Raw genomic sequence first — 21,703 nt, 5'->3', positions numbered from 1 at the left:
GCTCCTACAGGGACATCGAACCGAGATTTAACCGATGAGACCGAGCCATGCACAACAACAATAAAGAGCTGACCCTCAGCGCCCCGCTCAGCGGCCCGGTGCTCACGCTCGCCAAAGTCCCGGACGCGGTGTTCGCCAGTGGCGCGATGGGCGACGGCATTGCCATCGACCCGATCAACGACACGCTGTATTCGCCGTGCGCCGGGGTGATCATTCACGTCGCGCGCACCGGCCACGCGCTGACGGTGCGCGCCGACAACGGTGCGGAAATCCTTTTGCATCTGGGCCTCGACACCGTTGAGTTGAACGGCGAAGGCTTCTCGATGCTGGTCAAGGATGGCACCCGCGTCAGCAAGGGTCAGCCGTTGTTGCGCTATGACCTGGACAAGGTTGGCCAGCAATGCAAAAGCCTGGTCAGCCTGTTGATCCTGACCAACAGCCAGGATTTTCAAGTGCGGCCGATTACGCTGAAAGCGGTGAAGGTTGGCGAGCCGCTATTGCACATTGTTGCGCGTAACAGCGTGGCGGCGAATGTCGCGGAGGTCGGCGGACCTGAGGTTCATGGTCATGTGCTGGTGGCTCATCGCGGTGGTTTGCATGCCCGCCCCGCTGCGCTGATTCGGCAAACTGCGCAAGCTTTCAAAAGCCAGTCGCAACTGCACTTCGCTGGCAAATCGGCGCCGTGCAACAGCCTGATCGGTTTGATGGGCCTGGCGGTTGGCGAGCAGGATGAAGTGCAAGTCAGTTGTCAGGGCACGGACGCTGAAGCAGCGTTGCAAGCGTTGCTCACCGCGTTGGCCACGGCGCTGCCGGATGATCATCACGCGGTGGCGCCGGTCAGTGTTGCGCCTCTTAAACGCCCCGCCGAAGCAGGTGTGCTGCACGGTGTGTGCGCCGCGCCCGGACTGGTCGGCGGGCCGCTCTTTCGCTTGAACGCGATCAGTTTGCCGGCGGATGCCGGTCATCATGATCCGCTGCAACAACTGCAGATTCTTGAGACGGCGCTGACTCAAGTAAGGAGAGAAATCGACGGCACCCTCGCCCAAGCGAAAACACACAAGAACGCCGATGAAGAAGCGATCTTCGCCGCGCATCTGGCACTGCTGGAAGATCCAGCGCTGCTCGACGCCGCGCAGCAAGCCATCGAACAAGGCACTGCGGCGACTCACGCGTGGAGCCAGTCGATCGATGTGCAGTGCGAAGTCCTGCAACACACCGGCAGCGCGCTGCTGGCTGAGCGCGCCAACGATCTGCGCGACCTCAAGCAACGCGTGTTGCGGGCATTGCTCGGCGAAGCATGGCATTACGACGTGCCGGCCGGCGCCATTGTTGCCGCTCACGAACTGACACCCTCGGATCTGCTGCAGCTCAGCGCGCAAGGCGTTGCCGGGTTATGCATGGCCGAGGGTGGTGCGACCTCGCATGTGGCGATTCTCGCGCGTGGCAAAGGTCTGCCGTGCATGGTGGCGTTGGGTTCGGCCTTGCTTGATCAGCCGCAAGGCCAAGCGGTGGTGCTCGATGCCGACGGTGGACGCCTCGAACTGACGCCGAATGCCGAACGTCTGGCTGAAGTTCAGCAGGCGCAAATTGATCGTCAGCAACGCCGCGACGCACAGCAAGCCAAGGCTCACCTGCCTGCAGAAACCCGCAATGGCGTGACTATCGAAGTCGTCGCCAACGTCGCCTCCAGCGCTGAAGCCGCAGACGCCTTTGCCAATGGTGCCGATGGCGTCGGTTTGCTGCGCACCGAGTTCCTCTTCGTTGATCGTCAGACCGCTCCGGATGTCGAAGAACAGCGTGCGGCCTATCAAGGCGTACTGGACGCGATGGGCGAACACTCGGTGATCATCCGCACCATCGACGTCGGCGGCGACAAACAACTCGACTACCTGCCGCTGCCCATCGAAGCCAACCCGGTGCTCGGTCTGCGCGGCATTCGTCTGGCTCAGGCCCGCCCGGAGATCCTCGACCAGCAACTGCGCGCGCTGCTGCAAGTCAGCCCGCTGCGCCGCTGCCGGATCCTGTTGCCGATGGTCACTGAGGTCGACGAACTGCTGCACATTCGTCAACGCGTCGATGCGCTGTGCCTGGAACTCGGTGTCAGTCAGCGCCCGGAAATCGGCGTGATGATCGAAGTCCCCGCCGCCGCTCTGCAAGCCGAACAACTCGCCGAACACGCCGACTTCCTTTCGATTGGCACCAACGATCTGTCGCAGTACACCCTGGCCATGGATCGCGATCACGCAGGTCTGGCTGCCCGCGTCGACGCCTTGCACCCGGCGCTGCTGCGCCTGATCGCCATGACCTGCGAAGGCGCGGCAGTCCACAAGCGTTGGGTCGGCGTCTGCGGCGCCCTCGCCTCCGACCCGCTGGCGACGCCGGTACTGATTGGTCTGGGCGTTACCGAATTGTCGGTCAGCCCGGTGCAAATCGGTGAAATCAAGGATCGCGTGCGCCAGGTGCACGAAGCCGAATGCCAACGCCTCGCCCGCGACCTGCTCAAGCTGAGCAGCGCTGCGGCGGTACGTCACGCCTGCCACCAACACTGGCCTCTGCGCTAATAAAAACAAGAAGGAGAACCGCCATGTACCAACTCTTCATCGAAGGCCTGCAACGCCTCGGCCGCGCGCTGATGCTGCCGATCGCGATCCTGCCGATTGCCGGTCTGCTGCTGCGTCTGGGTGACACCGACCTGCTGAACATCGCGATCATCCACGATGCCGGTCAAGTGATCTTCGCCAACCTGGCAATGATCTTCGCCATCGGCATCGCGGTCGGTTTTGCCAAGGACAACAACGGTACTGCCGGTCTGGCCGGGGTAATCGGTTATCTGGTGATGATCTCCACGCTCAAGGTGCTCGATTCAACCATCAACATGGGCATGCTCGCCGGTATCGTCAGCGGCCTGATGGCCGGCGCGCTGTACAACCGCTTCAAGGACATCAAACTGCCGGAGTATCTGGCGTTCTTCGGTGGCCGACGCTTCGTGCCAATCGTCACCGGGTTCGCCGCTGTCGGCCTAGGCGTGGTATTCGGCTACATCTGGCCGCCGATCCAGCACGGGATCAACAGCTTCGGCACATTGATGATGGAAAGCGGCAGCATCGGCGCCTTCGTCTTCGGCGTATTCAACCGTCTGCTGATCGTCACCGGCCTGCACCACATCCTCAACAACATGGCGTGGTTCGTGTTCGGCAACTTCACCGACCCAACCACCGGCGCACTGGTGACCGGCGACCTGTCGCGCTACTTCGCCGGCGATCCGAAGGGCGGCCAGTTCATGACCGGCATGTTCCCGATGATGATCTTCGGCCTGCCCGCCGCGTGCCTGGCGATGTACCGCAATGCTCTGCCAGAGCGGCGCAAGGTCATGGGCGGGATCTTCCTGTCGATGGCCCTGACTTCATTCCTGACCGGCGTGACCGAACCGATTGAATTCGCCTTCATGTTCCTCGCGCCGCTGCTGTTTCTGCTGCACGCGCTGCTGACCGGGTTGTCGATGGCGATCACCAATGCGCTGAACATCCATTTGGGCTTTACGTTTTCTGGCGGGTTTATCGACATGGTGCTTGGCTGGGGCAAGTCCACCAACGGCTGGCTGGTGGTCCCTGTGGGGCTGGCGTACGCGGTTGTGTATTACGTGGTGTTTGATTTCTGTATTCGTCGTTTCAATCTGAAGACGCCGGGGCGTGAGGATGTGGCGACCGCTGAGAAAGCCGTCCTCACCGAAAACCAACGAGCCGGTGCTTACATCAAAGCCCTCGGTGGTGCGGAGAATCTGCTGACCGTTGGCGCCTGCACTACCCGTCTGCGACTGGAGATGGTCGATCGCAACAAGGCCTCCGATGCCGATTTGAAAGCGCTGGGTGCGATGGCAGTTGTGCGTCCGGGCAAAGGTGGAAGTTTGCAGGTGGTGGTCGGGCCGCTGGCCGACAGCATTGCAGATGAGATTCGCCTGGCGATGCCGGCGGTGGGCCGTGCGGTTCTTGCTGAGCCTGTTGCGGTTGTCGATGAACCGAAAGCGGTTGTGGTCGCGGGTTCTGAAGCTCAGCAATGGCTGAATGCACTGGGCGGTGGCGACAATGTGCTGCAACTGGACTGCATTGCCATGAGCCGGATTCGCTTGCTGCTGGCAGATGGCAAGGCGTTGTCCGAGGCGCAGTTGAAGGAATTGGGTTGTCAGGGTGTCAGCCAGTTGGAAGGTGGCGTTTGGCATTTGCTGGTGGGTGACAAGGCTGCGAGTTTGAGCGGAGCGCTTGAGGCGTTGGTCAATCGCAGTGAGGTCAGTGCCAAGGTTTGAGCCTTTACATCAGGCTCTACTCGAAACAACTGATACAAAAACCCGGCGTTGGCCGGGTTTTTTCATGCTGCTCAAGTTCAGGACATTCTTGCGCGCTGTTCCGCCTCGTAATGCCGAGTCTGGTACGGCATGAGCGCCTGAATCTTCAAACCCAGACTTTCCGTCAAACCCCAAGCAACCGCCAACTCGTCGCGGCGATTGCGTAATAAAACAGCTGGTTGAGAAACGACGTGTTGCTTGGGTGTTTTGGCGTTGAAAAGCTCGAGTGCATGGAGCGTTTCCAACACGCGGCTATCCGATACACATGCGAAACGTGTAAATCGCTCCAGCAGATAAGCTGCTCGCCGCAGCTCGACTTCATCGCTGTGAAACTTGAGAAATGTTGATATCTCACTCTCAAGATCGGATTTTGAATACCAGACCTCTTTGGCTGCATCGACCAGCGCCGTCCCATCGGCTTGATCCAGCGGTCTTCTGACCAACGTATCCAATGCCGAAGAGAGGACATGATCATCAAGAGAGTTCGACATCTGGTTCCTCCAGGTAGTCCTGCAAGATATTGAAGAGCACTGAGGCAGGTTGCTCTTTGTTGCCAACATATACATCAATTGCTTGCAATGCCAGACGCCGGAAATCACTCGTCAGAATGAAACCGGCTCTGAGAAGCGCCTTGATGTCCGCAACGTCGTGATCGGTAGCCCTGCCAAGTTTTGTAATTGCAATATCCACCGGAGCAGCGATGTGAATCTGGAGCGGGGACGTCTCCGGAAACTCAGTCATGGGAATACTTCGCACCCAGTAGTCTTCATGGATCGGGCCAAAACTAGTGTTGTATTGAAGGTCGTAGTTCAGCTCCATCACTCGAGCGGAGCGTTCGTCGATAAAAGGCTCCGGAACTTGAGCTAGAAGCGCTTGAAGGTCGAACCCTGGCGGAAGGCAAGCTTCATAAATCTCCGCATCGACATCCATGGAAATACGATGATTTGTGTAGAGATGTACGGCGCAACCACCAAAGACGATGATTTTGACTGCCCCCGGATCGGTATTTTCCTGCGTCAATTCTGCTTCGACTGATTTGAACATCGAAACCAATGCCTTCCCCAAGGCAGTATTCGTGTTGATGCGGGGAGTGACTACGGGTAGCAATTCCATTTTTGAACCTCAGAGTCATGTCGATGGCTCACGCGATACAACCTGTTACCCAGCTCGCTGTTTGCCAGAGACAGATCAAGGTATGGATGCGACTTCCGAGGGACAACCTGAAAGAATGGTAGGAAATTTCCCGAGTTTGCTGACGCTCTGAAACTCGTCTGACGCCTGTCAGTGCCTCATCGCTGGCAAGCCAGCTCCACAAGAGAATGCGTTTCAACTGTGGGAGCCAGCCTGCTGGCGATGAACGATGACGCGCTCGTCAGGTTTGTGGGTCGACTCGATCCAGCGCTCGGTTTACTGCCAGTTCGGCGAGCATGACGATTTGCTGGATGCCTAAAGCCGTACTGCGCTGCGAACCGCTTAGCTCATTGGCGAAGTTGCTGGCGGCGTTGCTTGCGCTGGCCAACGACTCAACGGCGTGGGCGAGCAGGCTTTCGGTGTCGACCTGAGGGCAGACCATGAACATGGTGCTTGGTCGCCGGGGCTTTGCGGGTTCGGGGCACAGGTAGAAGTCGAGGGCGCGCTTGATGGCTTCACGGTTGCGGGCCTGCTCTTCGGCGCGCAGGGCTTCTTCGAGTGGGGTTTTGGTTTCGGGTGGATCGGGGACGGGCTTGGTCATGGATCGGTCCTTACTGATTGGAGCCATCCAAATACCGTTTCTCACGCGGCGAGTGGGTGGCAACTATGTGCGGGGTGAGAAACCGGGCAAGGACCAGCAAACCTCCGGCCGGACCGAAGTCCGCCCGCACATAGCCGCCATAACAATGCAGCAGCGAATCAGCTGGCGGCAATTATGGGACTACTGGCGCTGGAATGACACTTACCCGAGTTCTCACACCCGATCACTGAAGATTCAGTGACAGCCAAAGACTAGAGATCCGACGTCCGACGGACAACCTGAAAACCTTGTGGGAAGGTTCTGGTGATCTCACATCCAATTAAACAACGCGAATCGCCTCCCTCGTGTAGGAGCTGCCGAAGGCTGCGATCTTTGGACTTTGATGTTTCAACATCAAAAGCAAAATCAAAATCAAAAGATCGCAGCCTTCGGCAGCTCCTACAGGGGAACGAATACCCCCTCGGAGATTGGTCGGCTGTCAGGCGCCCCCAAGAGCGTCAATGTGAGTCCAACCCAAGCGGCAAAGCCGCCCCACTCAACAGGATGAGCGCAAGCTCGGCTGCCGCTCTTGATCTTGATCCACCGGCCCCGTCGGCAGGCTGAGCGGAGGGATTCATCCGGGGGTGGGCGCGCAGCGCCGTTCGACGAAGTCGAACACATCGAGAGGAGGTGCAGCGAAGCAAACCGGAGGCGATGCCCCCGGATGAGTCCCGGAGCGAAGGAACCCCGAGCCTTAGCGAGTGGGCCGAACGTTGGGGCAAGCCTTTTGGGTTACCTTTTCGGCATTTGGAAAAGGTGACCCGCCGTAAGGGCGGAACCCTAAGCAGCCGTTACCGCAGCAACGGATATGTACCCGGTCAGCCAGCACATCATTGCCTGATCCGGAGCCTTCGCGAGCAAGCCCGCTCCCACATTGGAACCCCATCGCACAAAAAATCGCGGACAACAAAAAACCCGCAGACAATCACTCATCTGCGGGTTTCCTGTTTAAGCAGCAAGAAAGATCAGAAATCTTCCAGCCGCCACACCTCATAAGCCGGCGTCTCGTACGGATGACTGAGCTTCAACGCCGCCACAACAGCCACGATCAACTCATCCGCCACCACAAGCTCAACCTTCCATTCCTCAACCCGCTCAACCTGCCCCGCCTCGCCAATAAACGGCTGACTGCCGCCCAAAGGTCGAAACTGGCCCAGACCAAGCACCTGCCACGCACAGTGATCATAGTCACCGATCCGCCCACCACCGGCAGCGAACACAGCCCCTTTGACCACTTCGACATGACTGTCGGGAACAAAAAAAGCGAGCTTGTACACAGGCCTTAGTTAACCCAGACGCGCGCGTTACGGAACATACGCATCCACGGTGCATCTTCGTTCCAGTCTTCCGAACGCCACGAGTTCTGCACGGCACGGAACACACGCTCCGGGTGCGGCATCATGATCGTCACACGGCCATCACGGCTGGTGAGACCGGTAATCCCGCGCGGCGAGCCGTTCGGGTTGGCCGGATAACGCTCGGTGACCTTGCCGTGGTTGTCGACAAAACGCATCGCCACGCAACCCGACAGATCGGCTTCCAGCAGTGCTTCTTCGCTGGAGAATTCGGCGTGACCTTCACCGTGAGCAATGGCGATCGGCATACGCGAACCGGCCATGCCCTGCAGGAAGATCGAGTTCGATTCCTGAACCTGAACCATCGCCACACGGGCTTCGAACTGCTCGGAACGGTTGCGCACGAAGTGCGGCCAGAACTCGCTGCCCGGGATCAGCTCGTGCAGGTTGGACATCATCTGGCAACCGTTGCACACGCCGAGGGTGAAGCTGTCGTTACGCTCGAAGAAGCCTTGGAACGCATCGCGGGCGCGGCTGTTGAACAGTGCCGATTTGGCCCAGCCCTCACCGGCACCGAGCACGTCGCCGTAGGAGAAACCACCGCAGGCCACCAGACCTTTGAACTCGTTCAGGTCGACACGGCCGGCGAGAATGTCGCTCATGTGCACGTCGATCGCGTTGAAACCGGCACGGTCGAACGCGGCAGCCATTTCCACCTGACCGTTGACGCCCTGCTCACGCAGCACGGCAACCTGTGGGCGGATGCCTTTCTTGATGTAAGGCGCGGCGATGTCCTGGTTGACGTCGTAGCTGAGCTTGACGCTCAGGCCCGGGTTGTCTTCTTCCAGCAGCACGTCGAACTCTTGCTCGGCGCAGTCGGCGTTGTCACGCAGACGCTGGATCTGGTAGCTGGTTTCAGCCCAGGTACGTTGCAGCAGACGACGCTGGCCTTCGAACACGGTGTCACCGTTGAAGGTGATGTTGATCTGGCCATTGTTGATCGGCTGACCGATCACTGACACGCAGTCGCCCAGACCGGCCGCGCTGAATTGCGCAAGGATGTCTGGCGTGGCGTCCTGACGAACCTGGATCACCGCACCCAGTTCTTCGTTGAACAGGATCGCAGCGATTTCGGACGAGGACTCGGCAACGCTGTCGAGGTTCAGGCTCAGACCGCAGTGGCCAGCGAAGGCCATTTCCACTACAGAAGTCAGCAGACCACCGTCGGAACGGTCGTGGTAAGCCAGCAGGTGACCGTCGGCGTTGAGGCCTTGGATCACGGCGAAGAAGGCTTTCAGGTCTTCGGCGTCATCGACGTCCGGCGCGTGTTTGCCGAGCTTGCCGTGTACCTGTGCAAGGATCGAAGCGCCCATACGGTTCTGACCGCGACCGAGGTCGATCAGGATCAGGTCGGTGGTGCCCTTGTCCATGCGCAGTTCCGGGGTCAGGGTCTGACGGATGTCAGCCACTGGCGCGAAACCGGTCACGATCAGCGACATCGGCGAGGTCACGGTTTTTTCTTCGCCGTTATCGTTCCAGCGAGTGGCCATGGACATCGAGTCCTTGCCCACCGGAATGGTGATGCCCAGCTCAGGGCACAGTTCCATACCGACCGCTTTCACGGTGTCGTACAGACGCGCGTCTTCGCCCGGGTGACCGGCAGCGGACATCCAGTTCGCCGACAGTTTGATGTCGGAGATCTTGTTGATGCGCGAAGCAGCGATATTGGTCAGGGTTTCGCCGATGGCCATGCGGCCCGACGCCGGAGCGTCCAGCAGTGCCAGCGGAGTGCGCTCGCCCATCGCCATGGCTTCACCGGTGTAAACGTCGAAGCTGGTAGCGGTGACGGCAACGTCAGCCACCGGAACCTGCCACGGGCCAACCATTTGGTCACGGGCAACCAAGCCGGTGATGGTGCGGTCGCCGATGGTGATCAGGAAGCTCTTGCTCGCCACGGCTGGGTGATGCAGAACGCGCTCGATGGACTCGCTGATGTCGAGGTTCGACGGATCGAAGTCATCGCCCAGCTCAGCTTCGCGAACCACCGAACGGTGCATGCGCGGGACTTTGCCCAGCAACACTTCCAGTGGCATGTCCACCGGGCTGTTGCCGAAGTGGCTGTCGGTCACGGTCAGTTGCGGTTCAGCGGTGGCTTCACCGACTACTGCAAACGGGCAGCGCTCGCGTTCGCAGATCGCCTGGAAGCGCTCGAAGTCTTCCGGGCCGACCGCCAGAACGTAACGTTCCTGGGATTCGTTGGACCAGATTTCGTGCGGGGCCATGCCCGGCTCGTCGTTTGGAATGTTGCGCAGTTCGAAACGACCACCGCGGTCGCCGTCGTTGACCAGCTCCGGGAAGGCGTTGGACAGACCGCCCGCGCCGACGTCGTGGATGAAGCTGATCGGGTTCTTGTCACCCAGTTGCCAGCAACGGTCGATGACTTCCTGGCAGCGACGCTCCATTTCAGGGTTTTCACGCTGCACGGAAGCGAAGTCGAGATCCGCCGAGCTGGTGCCGGTGGCCATCGAGGAGGCCGCGCCGCCGCCCAGACCGATGAGCATCGCCGGGCCGCCGAGGACGATCAGCTTGGAGCCAACGACGATCTCGCCTTTCTTGACGTGCTCTTCACGGATGTTGCCCATGCCGCCAGCCAACATGATCGGCTTGTGGTAACCACGAACTTCATCACCGTGCGGAGTGGTGATCGACTGTTCGAAGGTACGGAAATAGCCAGTCAGGGCCGGACGACCGAACTCGTTGTTGAACGCAGCGCCGCCGAGCGGGCCTTCGATCATGATATCCAGCGCGGTAACGATGCGCTCAGGCTTGCCGTACGGCACTTCCCACGGCTGTTCGAAGCCCGGGATCTGCAGATTGGACACGGTGAAACCGGTCAGGCCGGCTTTTGGCTTGGCGCCACGACCGGTTGCACCTTCATCACGGATCTCGCCACCGGAACCGGTCGACGCGCCCGGGAACGGAGCGATCGCGGTCGGGTGGTTGTGGGTTTCAACCTTCATCAGGATGTGCACCGGCTCCTGCACCGCGCCGTACTGGCGGGTTTCAGGATTCGGGAAGAAACGGCCGGCAACGTTGCCGACGATCACCGAGGCGTTGTCCTTATAAGCCGACAGAACGCCTTCGCTGTGCATCACGTAGGTGTTCTTGATCATGCCGAACAGGCTTTTTTCCTGGTTCTCGCCATCAATATCCCAACTGGCGTTGAAGATCTTGTGGCGGCAGTGCTCGGAGTTGGCCTGGGCGAACATCATCAGTTCGATGTCGTGCGGGTTGCGCTTGAGGCCGTTGAAGGCGTTGACCAGATAGTCGATCTCGTCTTCGGCCAGGGCCAGGCCCAGCTCGGTGTTGGCTTTTTCCAGCGCGGCGCGACCACCACCAAGGATGTCGATTGCAGTCAGCGGCTTCGGCTCGGCGTGGCTGAACAGACCGGCGGCCTGTTCGAGGTTGGCCAGCACGATTTGCGTCATGCGGTCATGCAGTACATCGGCAATCTGCTGAGCTTCGGCTTCGCTGAACTGACCGGCAACGTAGAAGGCGATACCGCGCTCCAGACGCTGGATCTTGCTCAGGCCGCAGTTGCGGGCGATGTCGCTGGCCTTGCTCGACCATGGCGAGATGGTGCCGAAACGCGGCAACACCAGAAACAGACGACCGGTCGGCTCTTGTACCGGAACGCTTGGGCCGTACTTCAGAAGGCGCGCTAGCACCTGCTGTTCGTCGCCGGTCAGGACGCCGGTGACTTCGGCGAAGTGAGCGAATTCAGCATACAGGCCACTGACAGCTGAAACCTTCTGGCTCAGTTGCTCAAGGAGTTTGCTGTGGCGAAAGGCAGAAAGGGCAGGAGCGCCGCGCAGGATCAACATCTTCGGGACAGCCTCGGGAAGGGGTGTGCTTTGAGGCCGTGCATTCTAGCCTAAACCGCCCTCAACATCACCCGAAACGCTACGCACGGTTGCACTCGGGTATCAATCTGTGTTTCCGACTTCAGAGTCAGGTAAATCAACCATTCAGAGGCCGCTTATTTTTACTGTAACAAAAAGCCGTAAAGGCCCGTTTCTGTGGGGTTTCGTCCGGTTTTGTGATCGCTAGCAGACTCGCCCTGCACTGTCGAGATATGGCGCCCGTGGCCGTTTGCGTATACTGCGCAGATGTTTTTCCCAACGGCTTTGCGTCCGCGGTACGCCAAATGGCTGATCGCAACCGGACTCTTCCTGATGCTCGGTGGCTGTGTTGATAAACCCAACACACTCGAGCGCGTAAAGGAGGATGGTGTGCTGCGGGTGATTACCCGTAACAGCCCCGCCACCTACTTTCAGGATCGCAGCGGTGAAACCGGCTTCGAATACGAGCTGGTGAAGCGCTTCGCCGACGATTTGGGTGTCGAGCTGAAGATCGAGACCGCCGACAACCTCGATGACCTCTTCGACCAGATCGGCAAACCGAATGGCCCGGTGCTGGCTGCCGCCGGTCTGGTCAGCAGCGAACAGCGCAAGCAGCAGGTGCGCTTCTCGCACTCCTACCTTGAAGTCACCCCGCAGATCATCTATCGCAACGGCCAGTCGCGGCCGACCGACCCGGGTGATCTGGTCGGCAAGAAGATTATGGTGCTCAAAGGCAGTACCCATGCCGAACAACTGGCGGAGCTGAAAAAGAAATTCCCCGGCATTGAATATGAAGAGTCCGATGCGGTTGAAGTGGTCGACCTGCTGCGCATGGTCGATGAAGGGCAGATTGACCTGACCCTGGTCGACTCCAACGAAGTGGCGATGAACCAGGTGTATTTCACCAATATTCGCGTGGCCTTCGACCTTGGCGATGCGCGCAGCCAGAGCTGGGCGGTCGGCCCGGGAGAAGACAATAGCCTGCTCAACGAAATCAACGCGTATCTGGACAAGGTGCAGAAGAACGGCACCCTGCAACGCTTGAAGGATCGTTATTACGGCCACGTCGATGTCCTCGGCTACATGGGTGCCACGACCTTCGCCCAGCACTTGCAGCAGCGCCTGCCGAAATACGAACAGCACTTCAAGAATTACGCGAAGAAAGAGAAAGTCGACTGGCGCCTGCTGGCAGCCATTGGTTATCAGGAATCGCTGTGGCAGCCGACCGTCACCTCGAAAACCGGCGTGCGCGGGCTGATGATGCTCACACAGAACACCGCTCAGGCGATGGGTGTGTCCAACCGCCTCGATCCGAAGCAGAGCATCATGGGCGGCGCCAAGTACCTGGCTTATATGAAGGACCAGCTCGACGATTCGATCAAGGAACCGGATCGCACGTGGTTCGCCCTGGCGGCGTACAACGTCGGCAGCGGTCATCTGGATGACGCGCGCAAGCTGACGGCCAAGGAAGGGTTGAACCCGGACAAATGGCTGGACGTGAAGAAGATCCTACCGCGCCTTTCCCAGAAGCAGTGGTACAGCAAGACGCGTTATGGCTACGCCCGAGGCGGCGAGCCGGTGCATTTTGTGGCGAACATTCGTCGTTACTACGACATTTTGACCTGGGTGACGCAGCCGCAGCTTGAGGGTGATCAAGTGGCTGAAGGCAATTTGCATGTGCCCGGCATCGACAAGTCAAAACCCGCGCAAGAACCTGCCCCGCTTTAAAAGCAAAAGATCGCAACCTTCGGCAGCTCCTACAGGGTTATGCGTACACCTGTAGCTGCCGAAGGCTGCGATCTTTTGATCTTAGCCCTTGAGAGCGGCCGCCAGAATCAGCGCCTTCATTTCCGATACTGCAGACTTGAAGCCGACGAACAACGCATGTGCCACCAGCGCATGGCCGATGTTCAGTTCGTTGATACCCTTGATTGCCGCTACGGCTTCAACGTTGTGGTAATGCAAGCCGTGACCCGCGTTAACGATCAGCCCTTGGGCCAAACCAAACGCCACACCGTCCGCCACACGCTTCAATTCTTCAGCCACTTCGGTCGGGGTTTCGGCATCGGCGTAACGACCGGTGTGCAACTCGATGGCTGGAGCGCCAACACGCTTCGACGCCGCAATCTGACGCTCGTCGGCATCGATGAACAGCGACACTTCGCTGCCGATCTTCGACAGACGTTCAACTGCTGCCTTGATGCGCTCTTCCTGCCCCGCTACATCCAGACCGCCTTCAGTGGTCAGTTCCTGACGGGTTTCCGGGACCAGGCAAATGTGCGCCGGACGGATGCGTTCGGCGAACGCCATCATTTCTTCGGTAACGCCCATTTCAAAGTTCATGCGGGTTTGCAGCACATCCTTGAGCAGCAGTACGTCGCGCTCCTGAATGTGCCGGCGGTCTTCACGCAGGTGCACGGTAATGCCATCAGCGCCCGCCTCTTCCGCGTCCAGCGCAGCCTTGACCGGATCCGGGTAGCGCGTGCCACGGGCCTGACGCAGGGTGGCGACGTGGTCGATGTTCACGCCAAGAAGAATGCGATTACTGGTGGTCACGGATGCGCGCTCCTGAAGAAAAAGATTCGGCGCACAGCATACACGGTGAAGGGTCTGTTTACGTCTGGGCGCGGCGGCAACGGGATGCTGGCTGAGTGCAGGGCAAGGCGCGAGGAACGAAGTTTGGTTGCGCCAAATGAGTTCCGAGCAACGCGGCCCTGCGCACAGCCAGCATCCCGTTGCGCCGCTTCCAGACGTAAACAGACCCTTAGGGCTTGCGAAACAGCTCACGACTGACGAGAGGGCGACCGCCCAAATGAACGGCCAAGGCCTGCCGCATCAAGCGCTTGGCGGCGGACAGCGCACCGGGCGCGGTCCAGTCGGCTTCGGCCATGGCCAGTAATTCGACGCCGTTGAACAGGCCGGGTTGCAGCAGGAAGACCCGCTCAAGCCCCGCATCCACTTGCAGACGATAGAGACCGTCTGGCGCGACGGGCTCGCCATGGACATCAGTGTTCAACGAAAAGCCGTAACCGAGATCGTCCAACAGTCGCCACTCGAAGGAGCGCAGCAATGGCTCCAGCGGTCGCCCTTCAGCCAGTGCCAGCAAAGTCGCGGCGTAGTGATCGAATACGCCCGGATGCGGGTCTTCAGCGGGCAGCAAACGAATCAGCAACTCATTGAGATAGAGACCGCTGAACAGCGCTTCGCCGTTGAGCCAGGCAGAGGCACCAGAACTCTCCATGCGCCCGACATTCTTCAACTCACCCTTGCCGCGGAACTCCACTTCCAGCGACACGAACGGCCGCGCCAATGTCCCGGCCTTGCCCCGCGCACTGCGCAACACCGCCCGCAGCCGACCTTGCGGCGTGAGGAAATCCACCAACGCACTGGTTTCGCGGTAGGCGCGAGAATGCAAAACGTAGGCAGGTTGCGCAGGAGGCGGGTTTTGCGACATGACGTTTTTCCCGGTCGGGATTGCAAAAAAAGATCGCAGCCTTCGGCAGTTCCTACAGGTGTAAACAAGACATTGTAGGAGCTGCCGAAGGCTGCGATCTTTTGATCTTCGAATCGCTTACAGGTCGCCGTAACCCAGCGAACGCAGCGCACGCTCGTCGTCGGACCAGCCGCCCTTCACCTTGACCCACAGGTTGAGCATGATCTTGGAGTCGAACAGCAGCTCCATGTCCTTGCGCGCTTCGGTGCCGATGCGTTTGATGCGCTCGCCCTTGTCGCCAATGATGATCTTCTTCTGGCCGTCACGTTCAACGAGGATCAAGGCGTGGATGTGCAGGGTTTTGCCCTGCTGCTTGAACTCTTCGATCTCGACGGTGATCTGGTACGGCAGCTCAGCGCCCATCTGGCGCATGATTTTCTCGCGCACCAGTTCAGCAGCGAGGAAACGGCTGCTGCGGTCGGTGATCTGGTCTTCCGGGAAGAAGTGATCGTTCTCCGGCAGATGATCGGCAATGACCTTTTCCAGCGCGTCGAGGTTGTGACCGTGTTGCGCCGAAATCGGAATGATCTGCGCGTTCGGCAGTTGTTCCTGCAACCAGCTCAGGTGCGGCATCAGCTCGGCTTTGTCTTCGATGCGGTCGGTCTTGTTCAGCGCGACGATCAGCGGACCCGTCACGTACTGCACGCGTTCAAGAACCATCTGGTCTTCGTCGGTCCACTTGGTGCGGTCGACCACGAAGATCACCACGTCGACGTCTTTCAACGCCGCCGAAGCGGTTTTGTTCATGTAGCGGTTCAGGGCCTTTTCGCCACCCTTGTGCATGCCGGGGGTGTCGACGTAGATCGCCTGCACGTCACCTTCGGTTTTGATCCCGAGCATATTGTGGCGAGTGGTCTGCGGCTTGCGCGAAGTGATCGCGAGCTTCTGGCCAAGGATGTGGTTCAGCAACGTGGACTTGCCAACGTTGGGACGGCCGACGATGGCAACATAGCCACAGCGAGTTGCGTTTGTATCAGTCATTGCCATTCTCCACGCCCAGGGCAATCAGTGCTGCGGCGGCCGCTACCTGTTCGGCAATACGACGGCTCACACCCTGACCTCGGCTTTTTTCATTCAGTAAGACAACTTCGCACTCGACGAAGAAGGTTCGGCAGTGCGGCTCGCCCTGGATATCTACCACTTCGTAGCGTGGCAGATCGCAACCGCGCGATTGCAGGTGTTCCTGCAGGCGGGTTTTCGGATCCTTGTTGGTGTCGACCAGCGTCAGGCCTTCGAACTCACCGGCCAGCCAGGCCAGCACGCGCTCACGCGCCATGTCCATGCCGGCGTCGAGATAGATCGCGCCGATCAAGGCTTCGAGGGCGTCGGCCAGAATCGATTCGCGACGGAAACCGCCGCTTTTCAACTCGCCGGAACCCAGTCGCAGGTAATCGCCAAGGTCGAAACCGCGCGCCAGTACGGCCAGCGTCTCACCTTTTACCAAACGTGCGCGCAAACGCGACAACTGGCCTTCGCGGGCCAGCGGGAAGCGATCGAACAGCGCCTCGCCGGCAACGAAGTTGAGGATGGCATCGCCAAGGAATTCCAGGCGTTCGTTGTTGCGCCCGGCAAAACTGCGGTGCGTCAGAGCCAGCAGCATCAGCTCCTGGTCCTTGAAGGTGTAACCGAGCTGACGCTCGAGACGGCTTAGAGAAACGCTCACGGTTTACCCACGCTGAGTTCGTGGCTGGATTCCACTGCCATCGCCGGGATGCGGCGCAGGCCTGGGACAATTAACGCTGTGTTCAAAAATTAAATCCTGGCGATTGCGAAGCCGATTGTGCCGACTCCAGAAATGCATTCGGCGCTGTGGTCAACAGCGCCGTGTGTGATTACTTGATCAGGCCAACCCGCGAGAAATTCGGCAGGTGACTGAGTTTCGGTTCTGGCCAGCTCATCCAGACCGCGAAGGCCTTGCCGACGATATTCTGGTCGGGAACCATGCCCAGCAGATCCTTGGGAATGTTCGGATCATCCCAGTAGCGACTGTCATTCGAGTTGTCGCGGTTGTCGCCCATCATGAAGTAGTGCCCGGCAGGCACTGTCCACGAGCGATCCGGCGTGGCGCGGTAGCGGCTCATTTCCTTGCGGATCAGATGCTCGGCGGCGCCCAGTTTCTCTTTGTACAGTTCGGCGCTGCCCAGCGTGCCCGGCTCGGCGCCGACCATCTGCTCGGCAATCGACTCGCCGTTCACAAACAGACGCTTGTCGGCGGTGTAACGCACCGTGTCACCCGGCAGACCCACTACACGCTTGATGTAGTTGACGTTCGGATCGCTCGGGTAGCGGAACACCATCACATCGCCGCGCTGCGGATCACCGACTTCGATGATTTTCTTGTCGATCACCGGCAGGCGGATCCCGTAAGAAAACTTGTTCACCAGAATGAAGTCGCCGACATCCAGGGTCGGTTTCATCGAGCCCGAAGGGATCTGGAACGGCTCCACGAGGAACGAGCGCAGTACCAGCACGATGAACAACACCGGGAAGAACGACTTGCCGTATTCGACCAGCAGCGGCTCTTTATTCAGTTTTTCAACGACCACCCCGTCAGGCTGGCTGACGCTGCCTTGATAAGAGGCAATGGCAGCACGCCGACGCGGTGCCAGGATCAACAGATCAAGCAACGCCAACAGGCCGCAGACGAACACGGCGATGACCAGCAACAGCGGGAAATTTAGTGACATAGGACCTAACTATCCAACCTGAGCACGGCAAGGAAGGCTTCTTGTGGAATTTCCACGTTGCCGACCTGCTTCATGCGTTTCTTACCGGCCTTTTGCTTCTCGAGCAGTTTCTTCTTACGGCTGACGTCACCACCGTAGCATTTGGCCAATACGTTCTTTCTGAGCGCCTTGACGGTTGTCCGGGCAACGATCTGACCACCGATGGCGGCCTGAATGGCTACGTCGAACATCTGACGAGGAATCAGTTCTTTCATCTTCTCGGTCAACTGGCGACCTTTGTAGTGCGAGTTGTCACGGTGCACGATCAATGCAAGGGCATCGACCTTGTCGCCGTTGATCAGCACGTCCAGTTTCACCAGATTAGCCGATTGGTAACGATCGAAATGGTAATCCAGCGAAGCATAGCCACGGCTGGTGGATTTGAGACGGTCGAAGAAGTCCAGGACCACTTCGTTCATCGGCAGGTCGTAAGTGACTTGCACCTGATTGCCGAGGAACAGCATGTCGACTTGAACGCCACGCTTCTCGATGCACAGGGTGATGACGTTGCCCAAGTGTTCCTGCGGCACCAGAATGTTGGCGCGCACGATCGGCTCGCGCATGTCTTCGATCGACGACACATCCGGCAGCTTGGACGGGTTGTCGACGTAAATCGTTTCACCGGTTTTCAGCACCAGCTCGAAGATTACCGTCGGCGCCGTGGTGATCAGGTCCAGGTTGTACTCGCGCTCAAGGCGCTCCTGGATGATTTCCATGTGCAGCATGCCGAGGAACCCGCAACGGAAGCCGAAGCCCAGTGCGTCGGAGCTTTCCGGGGTGTATTGCAGCGACGAGTCGTTGAGGGTCAGCTTCTGCAGCGCTTCGCGGAAATCCTCGAAGTCGTCGGAGCTGACCGGGAACAGACCGGCGTAAACCTGCGGCTGGATGCGTTTGAAGCCGGGCAGCACTTCAACGTCCGGGGTCGAGCTCAGGGTCAGGGTGTCACCGACCGGTGCACCGTGAATGTCCTTGATGCTGGCAATGATGAAGCCCACTTCGCCGGCCTTGAGGTCAGCGGTGGCGGTGTGTTTCGGGTTGAACACGCCAACGCTGTCGACCAGGTGGATCTTGCCGGTGGACTTGACGAGGATCTTGTCGCCCTTCTTCACGCGACCATGACGCACGCGCACCAGGGAGACAACGCCCAGGTAGTTGTCGAACCAGGAATCGATGATCAACGCTTGCAGCGGATCTTCGATGTTGCCGGTCGGCGCAGGAATGGTCTGCACAAGGCGCTCGAGCACTTCGTCGACACCCAGGCCGGTTTTGGCACTGCAGGTGACGGCGTCGGTGGCGTCGATGCCGATGATCTTCTCGATCTCGTCCTTTACGCGCTCAGGATCAGCCTGCGGCAGGTCGATCTTGTTCAGCACCGGCATGACCTCAAGGCCCTGCTCGATGGCGGTGTAGCAGTTGGCCACGGACTGGGCTTCAACACCCTGACCCGCATCGACCACCAGCAAGGCACCTTCACACGCGGCCAGGGAACGGCTGACTTCGTAGGTGAAGTCGACGTGGCCCGGGGTGTCAATGAAGTTCAGCTGATACTTGATGCCGTCTTTGGCGGTGTAATAGAGGGTAACGCTGTGGGCCTTGATGGTGATCCCGCGTTCACGCTCCAGATCCATGGAATCCAGTACCTGGGCTTCCATTTCACGCTCGGCCAGGCCGCCGCACATCTGGATGAAGCGATCGGCCAGCGTCGACTTGCCATGGTCAATGTGGGCGATGATGGAGAAATTGCGGATATGACTCAAATCACTCACGGATCAACACTCAAAAAGGCTGCAGGCATAGCCCGCCGAAAAATAGCCGGGAATTGTACCTGATACACGGCGCAAGCGTCACGTTCGCCTGTCACCCGGATTGCATGCAAAAACGCCCCGATCTGTCGACCGAGGCGTTTTCGAGGTTTAAAGCACAGGTCAATCGCCTGTCATCAACCGGCTCTTCGCAGCAGCCAGACACCCGCCAGCGCACAAACCCCGGCCGGCACCAGTACCGCGAACAGCGGCGAGAAACCGAACACCAGGCTCGACGGGCCGAGCAAATCCTGGACGATACGGAAGGTGAAGCCCACCAGAACACCGGTGAACACGCGCTGACCGAGAGTCACCGAACGCAACGGACCGAAGATGAAGGAGATCGCCATCAACACCAGAGCGGCAGTGACCAACGGCTGCAACACCTTGACCCAAAATGCCAGCCAGTAACGGCCGTTGCTCAGGCCTTGCTCGGACAGGTAGTGGATGTAACCCCACAAGCCACTGATCGACAGCGATTCCGGCGCCATGACCACGGTGCTGAGCAATTGCGGGCTCAACGCCACGTCCCATTGCTCACTCGGGGTATTGACGACTTCCGTGCTGCGTTCATGGAACAGCGTGGTGGCAACGTCGGTGAGTTGCCACTTATTGCCGTCGAACTCGGCCTTCTTGGCGAAGCTCGAACTCAGCAGATGGCGCTCCTTGTCGAAGTGATAGCGGGTCACGCCATACAACAGGCCGTTCGGTTGCACGGCGTTGATGTGGATGAATTCTTCACCCTGACGGTGCCACATACCGTGTTTGGCGCTCTGCGCGTCGCCGCTGCCTTGCGCCAGCGAACGGTTGGCCTGGGCCATGCTTTCGGTCGCCGGAGCAACGTATTCGCCGATCAGTACGCCGGCCAGCATCAGCACCAGCATTGGCTTCATGACGGCCCAGACGATACGGCCGATGGACACGCCAGCGGCGCGCATGACCGTCAGCTCACTGCTGCTGGCCAGACTGCCGAGGCCGATCAGGCAGCCGATCAATGCGGCCATTGGCAGCATTTCGTAGAGACGGCGCGGCGCGGTCAGCAGTACGAAGCTCAGGACATCAACGAGGGTGTAGGTTTCGCTGACGTCACCCATCTCATCGATGAAGGCGAACAGCGTCGCCAGGCCGAGAATGATGGCGAGCACGGCAATGATCGCCATGAACACGCTGCTGCCGATGTAGCGATCGAGTTTAACCACGGGCCACCTCCAGCGCTGCGGAGCGACGGCTGGCCATCTTCAGGCGTAGCGGCTCCCAATAGAGCAGGCCGAGACCGATGAACAGGAAGATCGCGTGCACCCACCATAGGCCAAGGGCCGGCGGGATCTTGCCTTTTTCAAGGGCGCCGCGGGCGGCAATCAGGATGGTCAGGTAAGCCATATAAAGAAGAATCGCCGGCAGCAGCTTGAGGAAACGCCCTTGGCGCGGATTGACTCGCGACAGTGGCACCGCCATCAAGGTCACGATAAATACCAGCAGCGGCAGGGACAAACGCCATTGCAGTTCGGTTTTCGAGCGAATGTCATCGCTGCCCAGCAGAGACGAGGTCGGCATGGCGTCGCGATCGGTGACTTCTTCGCTGACGTCCGGCTTGGGCAACAGCACGCCGTAGGTTTCGTAATGAATGGCACGGTAATCGGCCTGACCCGGACTGCCGTCGTAGCGGTAGCCGTTATCGAGGATCAGATAGCGGTTGCCGTCGGGGCGCACTTCCTGGCGACCGCTTTCAGCCACCAGCACGGAAATCCCGCGATCCTTTTGATCGGCGCCGAGGTTCTTCTGCGAAATGAACACGCTACCCAGGTTGACGCGATCGTCACTCAGGGTTTCGGTGTAGGTCACCCGGGTGCCGTCACGCAGGGCCTGGAAGCGTCCTGGCTCGAGGGTATCGAATTCGGTCAGCGCGTCCTGCTTGTTCAGCAGCAACTGGAACTGGTTGGCGCCTTGTGGGGCCAGCCCAAGGCTCAGCCATGCCACCACCAGCGCAACCAGGGTCGCTGGAAACAAGGTCATGCGAAACAGCTTCTGCTGGCTCATGCCGGTGGCCGACAGCACGGTCATCTCGCTTTCGAGATACAGACGACCGTAGGCCAGCAGGATCCCGAGGAACAGGCCCAGCGGCAGAATCAGTTGCAGAAACCCCGGCAGACGAAAGCCCATGATCAGGAACAGCGAGCCCGGATCGAGCTGACCGGCAGCGGCCTGAGCGAGGTATTTGATGAAGCGACCGCTCATGATGATGACCAACAGCACGGCACTCACGGCGCTGAGGGTCAACAGGACTTCGCGGGACAGATAACGGAAGACGATCAAACCAGACACTCCAGGGTTGTCAGGCTAAGGCGGCCAAACAAGCAAACACATCGACCGGCCCG

General features: G+C 59.4%; 16 protein-coding genes. 3 read left to right on the top strand and 13 right to left on the bottom strand.

Annotation, left to right across the window (positions count from 1 at the left end; genetic code table 11):
* The first annotated feature begins 47 nt into the window (after positions 1-47).
* A complete protein-coding gene (gene ptsP, locus ACZZ0A_RS01695) occupies positions 48-2,561 on the top strand; it encodes a phosphoenolpyruvate--protein phosphotransferase (protein ID WP_463542445.1) in 2,514 nt (837 codons plus the stop codon).
* A 23-nt stretch (positions 2,562-2,584) separates the two neighbouring features.
* The gene (gene nagE / locus ACZZ0A_RS01690; protein ID WP_463542444.1) at positions 2,585-4,300 is read left to right on the top strand and encodes an N-acetylglucosamine-specific PTS transporter subunit IIBC; all 1,716 of its coding nucleotides are present in this window, start codon (positions 2,585-2,587) and stop codon (positions 4,298-4,300) included.
* A 77-nt stretch (positions 4,301-4,377) separates the two neighbouring features.
* On the opposite strand, the gene ACZZ0A_RS01685 is transcribed toward nagE, so the two are convergent.
* The 5 genes from ACZZ0A_RS01685 to purL form a co-directional block, all read right to left on the bottom strand.
* Positions 4,378-4,830: a hypothetical protein gene (locus tag ACZZ0A_RS01685; RefSeq protein ID WP_267799193.1), complete on the bottom strand. Its 453-nt coding sequence runs from the start codon at positions 4,828-4,830 to the stop codon at positions 4,378-4,380.
* The gene (locus ACZZ0A_RS01680) at positions 4,814-5,452 is read right to left on the bottom strand and encodes a DUF6036 family nucleotidyltransferase (protein WP_463542443.1); all 639 of its coding nucleotides are present in this window, start codon (positions 5,450-5,452) and stop codon (positions 4,814-4,816) included. The genes ACZZ0A_RS01685 and ACZZ0A_RS01680 overlap by 17 nt, the downstream gene beginning before the upstream one ends.
* Positions 5,453-5,711: 259 nt before the next feature.
* On the bottom strand, positions 5,712-6,071 hold the full coding sequence (locus ACZZ0A_RS01675; protein ID WP_463542442.1) for a DUF6124 family protein: 360 nt from the start codon (positions 6,069-6,071) through the stop codon (positions 5,712-5,714).
* A 1,004-nt stretch (positions 6,072-7,075) separates the two neighbouring features.
* A complete protein-coding gene (locus ACZZ0A_RS01670) occupies positions 7,076-7,387 on the bottom strand; it encodes an NGG1p interacting factor NIF3 (protein ID WP_463542441.1) in 312 nt (103 codons plus the stop codon).
* A gap of 5 nt (positions 7,388-7,392) precedes the next feature.
* A complete protein-coding gene (purL, locus tag ACZZ0A_RS01665) occupies positions 7,393-11,289 on the bottom strand; it encodes a phosphoribosylformylglycinamidine synthase (protein WP_463542440.1) in 3,897 nt (1,298 codons plus the stop codon).
* Between the two features lie 285 nt (positions 11,290-11,574).
* On the opposite strand from purL, the gene mltF reads away from it, so the two are divergent.
* Positions 11,575-13,035 carry a membrane-bound lytic murein transglycosylase MltF gene (gene mltF, locus ACZZ0A_RS01660; protein ID WP_093436891.1) on the top strand — a complete coding sequence of 487 codons (1,461 nt, stop codon included), beginning with the start codon at positions 11,575-11,577 and terminating at the stop codon, positions 13,033-13,035.
* A gap of 81 nt (positions 13,036-13,116) precedes the next feature.
* Here mltF and pdxJ read toward each other — a convergent pair whose 3' ends face one another.
* The 8 genes from pdxJ to lptF all read right to left on the bottom strand — a co-directional run bounded on the left by pdxJ (position 13,117) and on the right by lptF (position 21,641).
* Positions 13,117-13,863, bottom strand: coding sequence for a pyridoxine 5'-phosphate synthase (pdxJ, locus tag ACZZ0A_RS01655; RefSeq protein ID WP_047292711.1), 747 nt, complete (start codon positions 13,861-13,863; stop codon positions 13,117-13,119).
* Positions 13,864-14,071: 208 nt separating this feature from the next.
* The gene (gene recO / locus ACZZ0A_RS01650; RefSeq protein WP_007909023.1) at positions 14,072-14,761 is read right to left on the bottom strand and encodes a DNA repair protein RecO; all 690 of its coding nucleotides are present in this window, start codon (positions 14,759-14,761) and stop codon (positions 14,072-14,074) included.
* Positions 14,762-14,878: 117 nt separating this feature from the next.
* Complete coding sequence (era, locus tag ACZZ0A_RS01645) at positions 14,879-15,781, bottom strand: GTPase Era (protein ID WP_007909024.1); 903 nt, start codon at positions 15,779-15,781, stop codon at positions 14,879-14,881.
* A complete protein-coding gene (gene rnc / locus ACZZ0A_RS01640) occupies positions 15,774-16,463 on the bottom strand; it encodes a ribonuclease III (RefSeq protein WP_016986099.1) in 690 nt (229 codons plus the stop codon). The genes era and rnc overlap by 8 nt, the downstream gene beginning before the upstream one ends.
* 169 nt (positions 16,464-16,632) lie before the next feature.
* Positions 16,633-17,487 carry a signal peptidase I gene (gene lepB / locus ACZZ0A_RS01635; protein WP_007909027.1) on the bottom strand — a complete coding sequence of 285 codons (855 nt, stop codon included), beginning with the start codon at positions 17,485-17,487 and terminating at the stop codon, positions 16,633-16,635.
* 5 nt (positions 17,488-17,492) lie between these two features.
* On the bottom strand, positions 17,493-19,292 hold the full coding sequence (gene lepA / locus ACZZ0A_RS01630) for a translation elongation factor 4 (protein ID WP_007909029.1): 1,800 nt from the start codon (positions 19,290-19,292) through the stop codon (positions 17,493-17,495).
* 173 nt (positions 19,293-19,465) lie between these two features.
* Positions 19,466-20,527 (bottom strand): LPS export ABC transporter permease LptG, encoded by a 1,062-nt coding sequence (gene lptG / locus ACZZ0A_RS01625; protein WP_007909032.1) that lies wholly within the window; start codon positions 20,525-20,527, stop codon positions 19,466-19,468.
* The gene (gene lptF, locus ACZZ0A_RS01620) at positions 20,520-21,641 is read right to left on the bottom strand and encodes an LPS export ABC transporter permease LptF (protein ID WP_007909044.1); all 1,122 of its coding nucleotides are present in this window, start codon (positions 21,639-21,641) and stop codon (positions 20,520-20,522) included. The genes lptG and lptF overlap by 8 nt, the downstream gene beginning before the upstream one ends.
* Between the last annotated feature and the right edge of the window lie 62 nt (positions 21,642-21,703).

The sequence above is a fragment of the Pseudomonas sp. AC242 genome (genome assembly GCF_979258655.1).
This window is presented reverse-complemented; position numbering and strand designations above follow the sequence as displayed.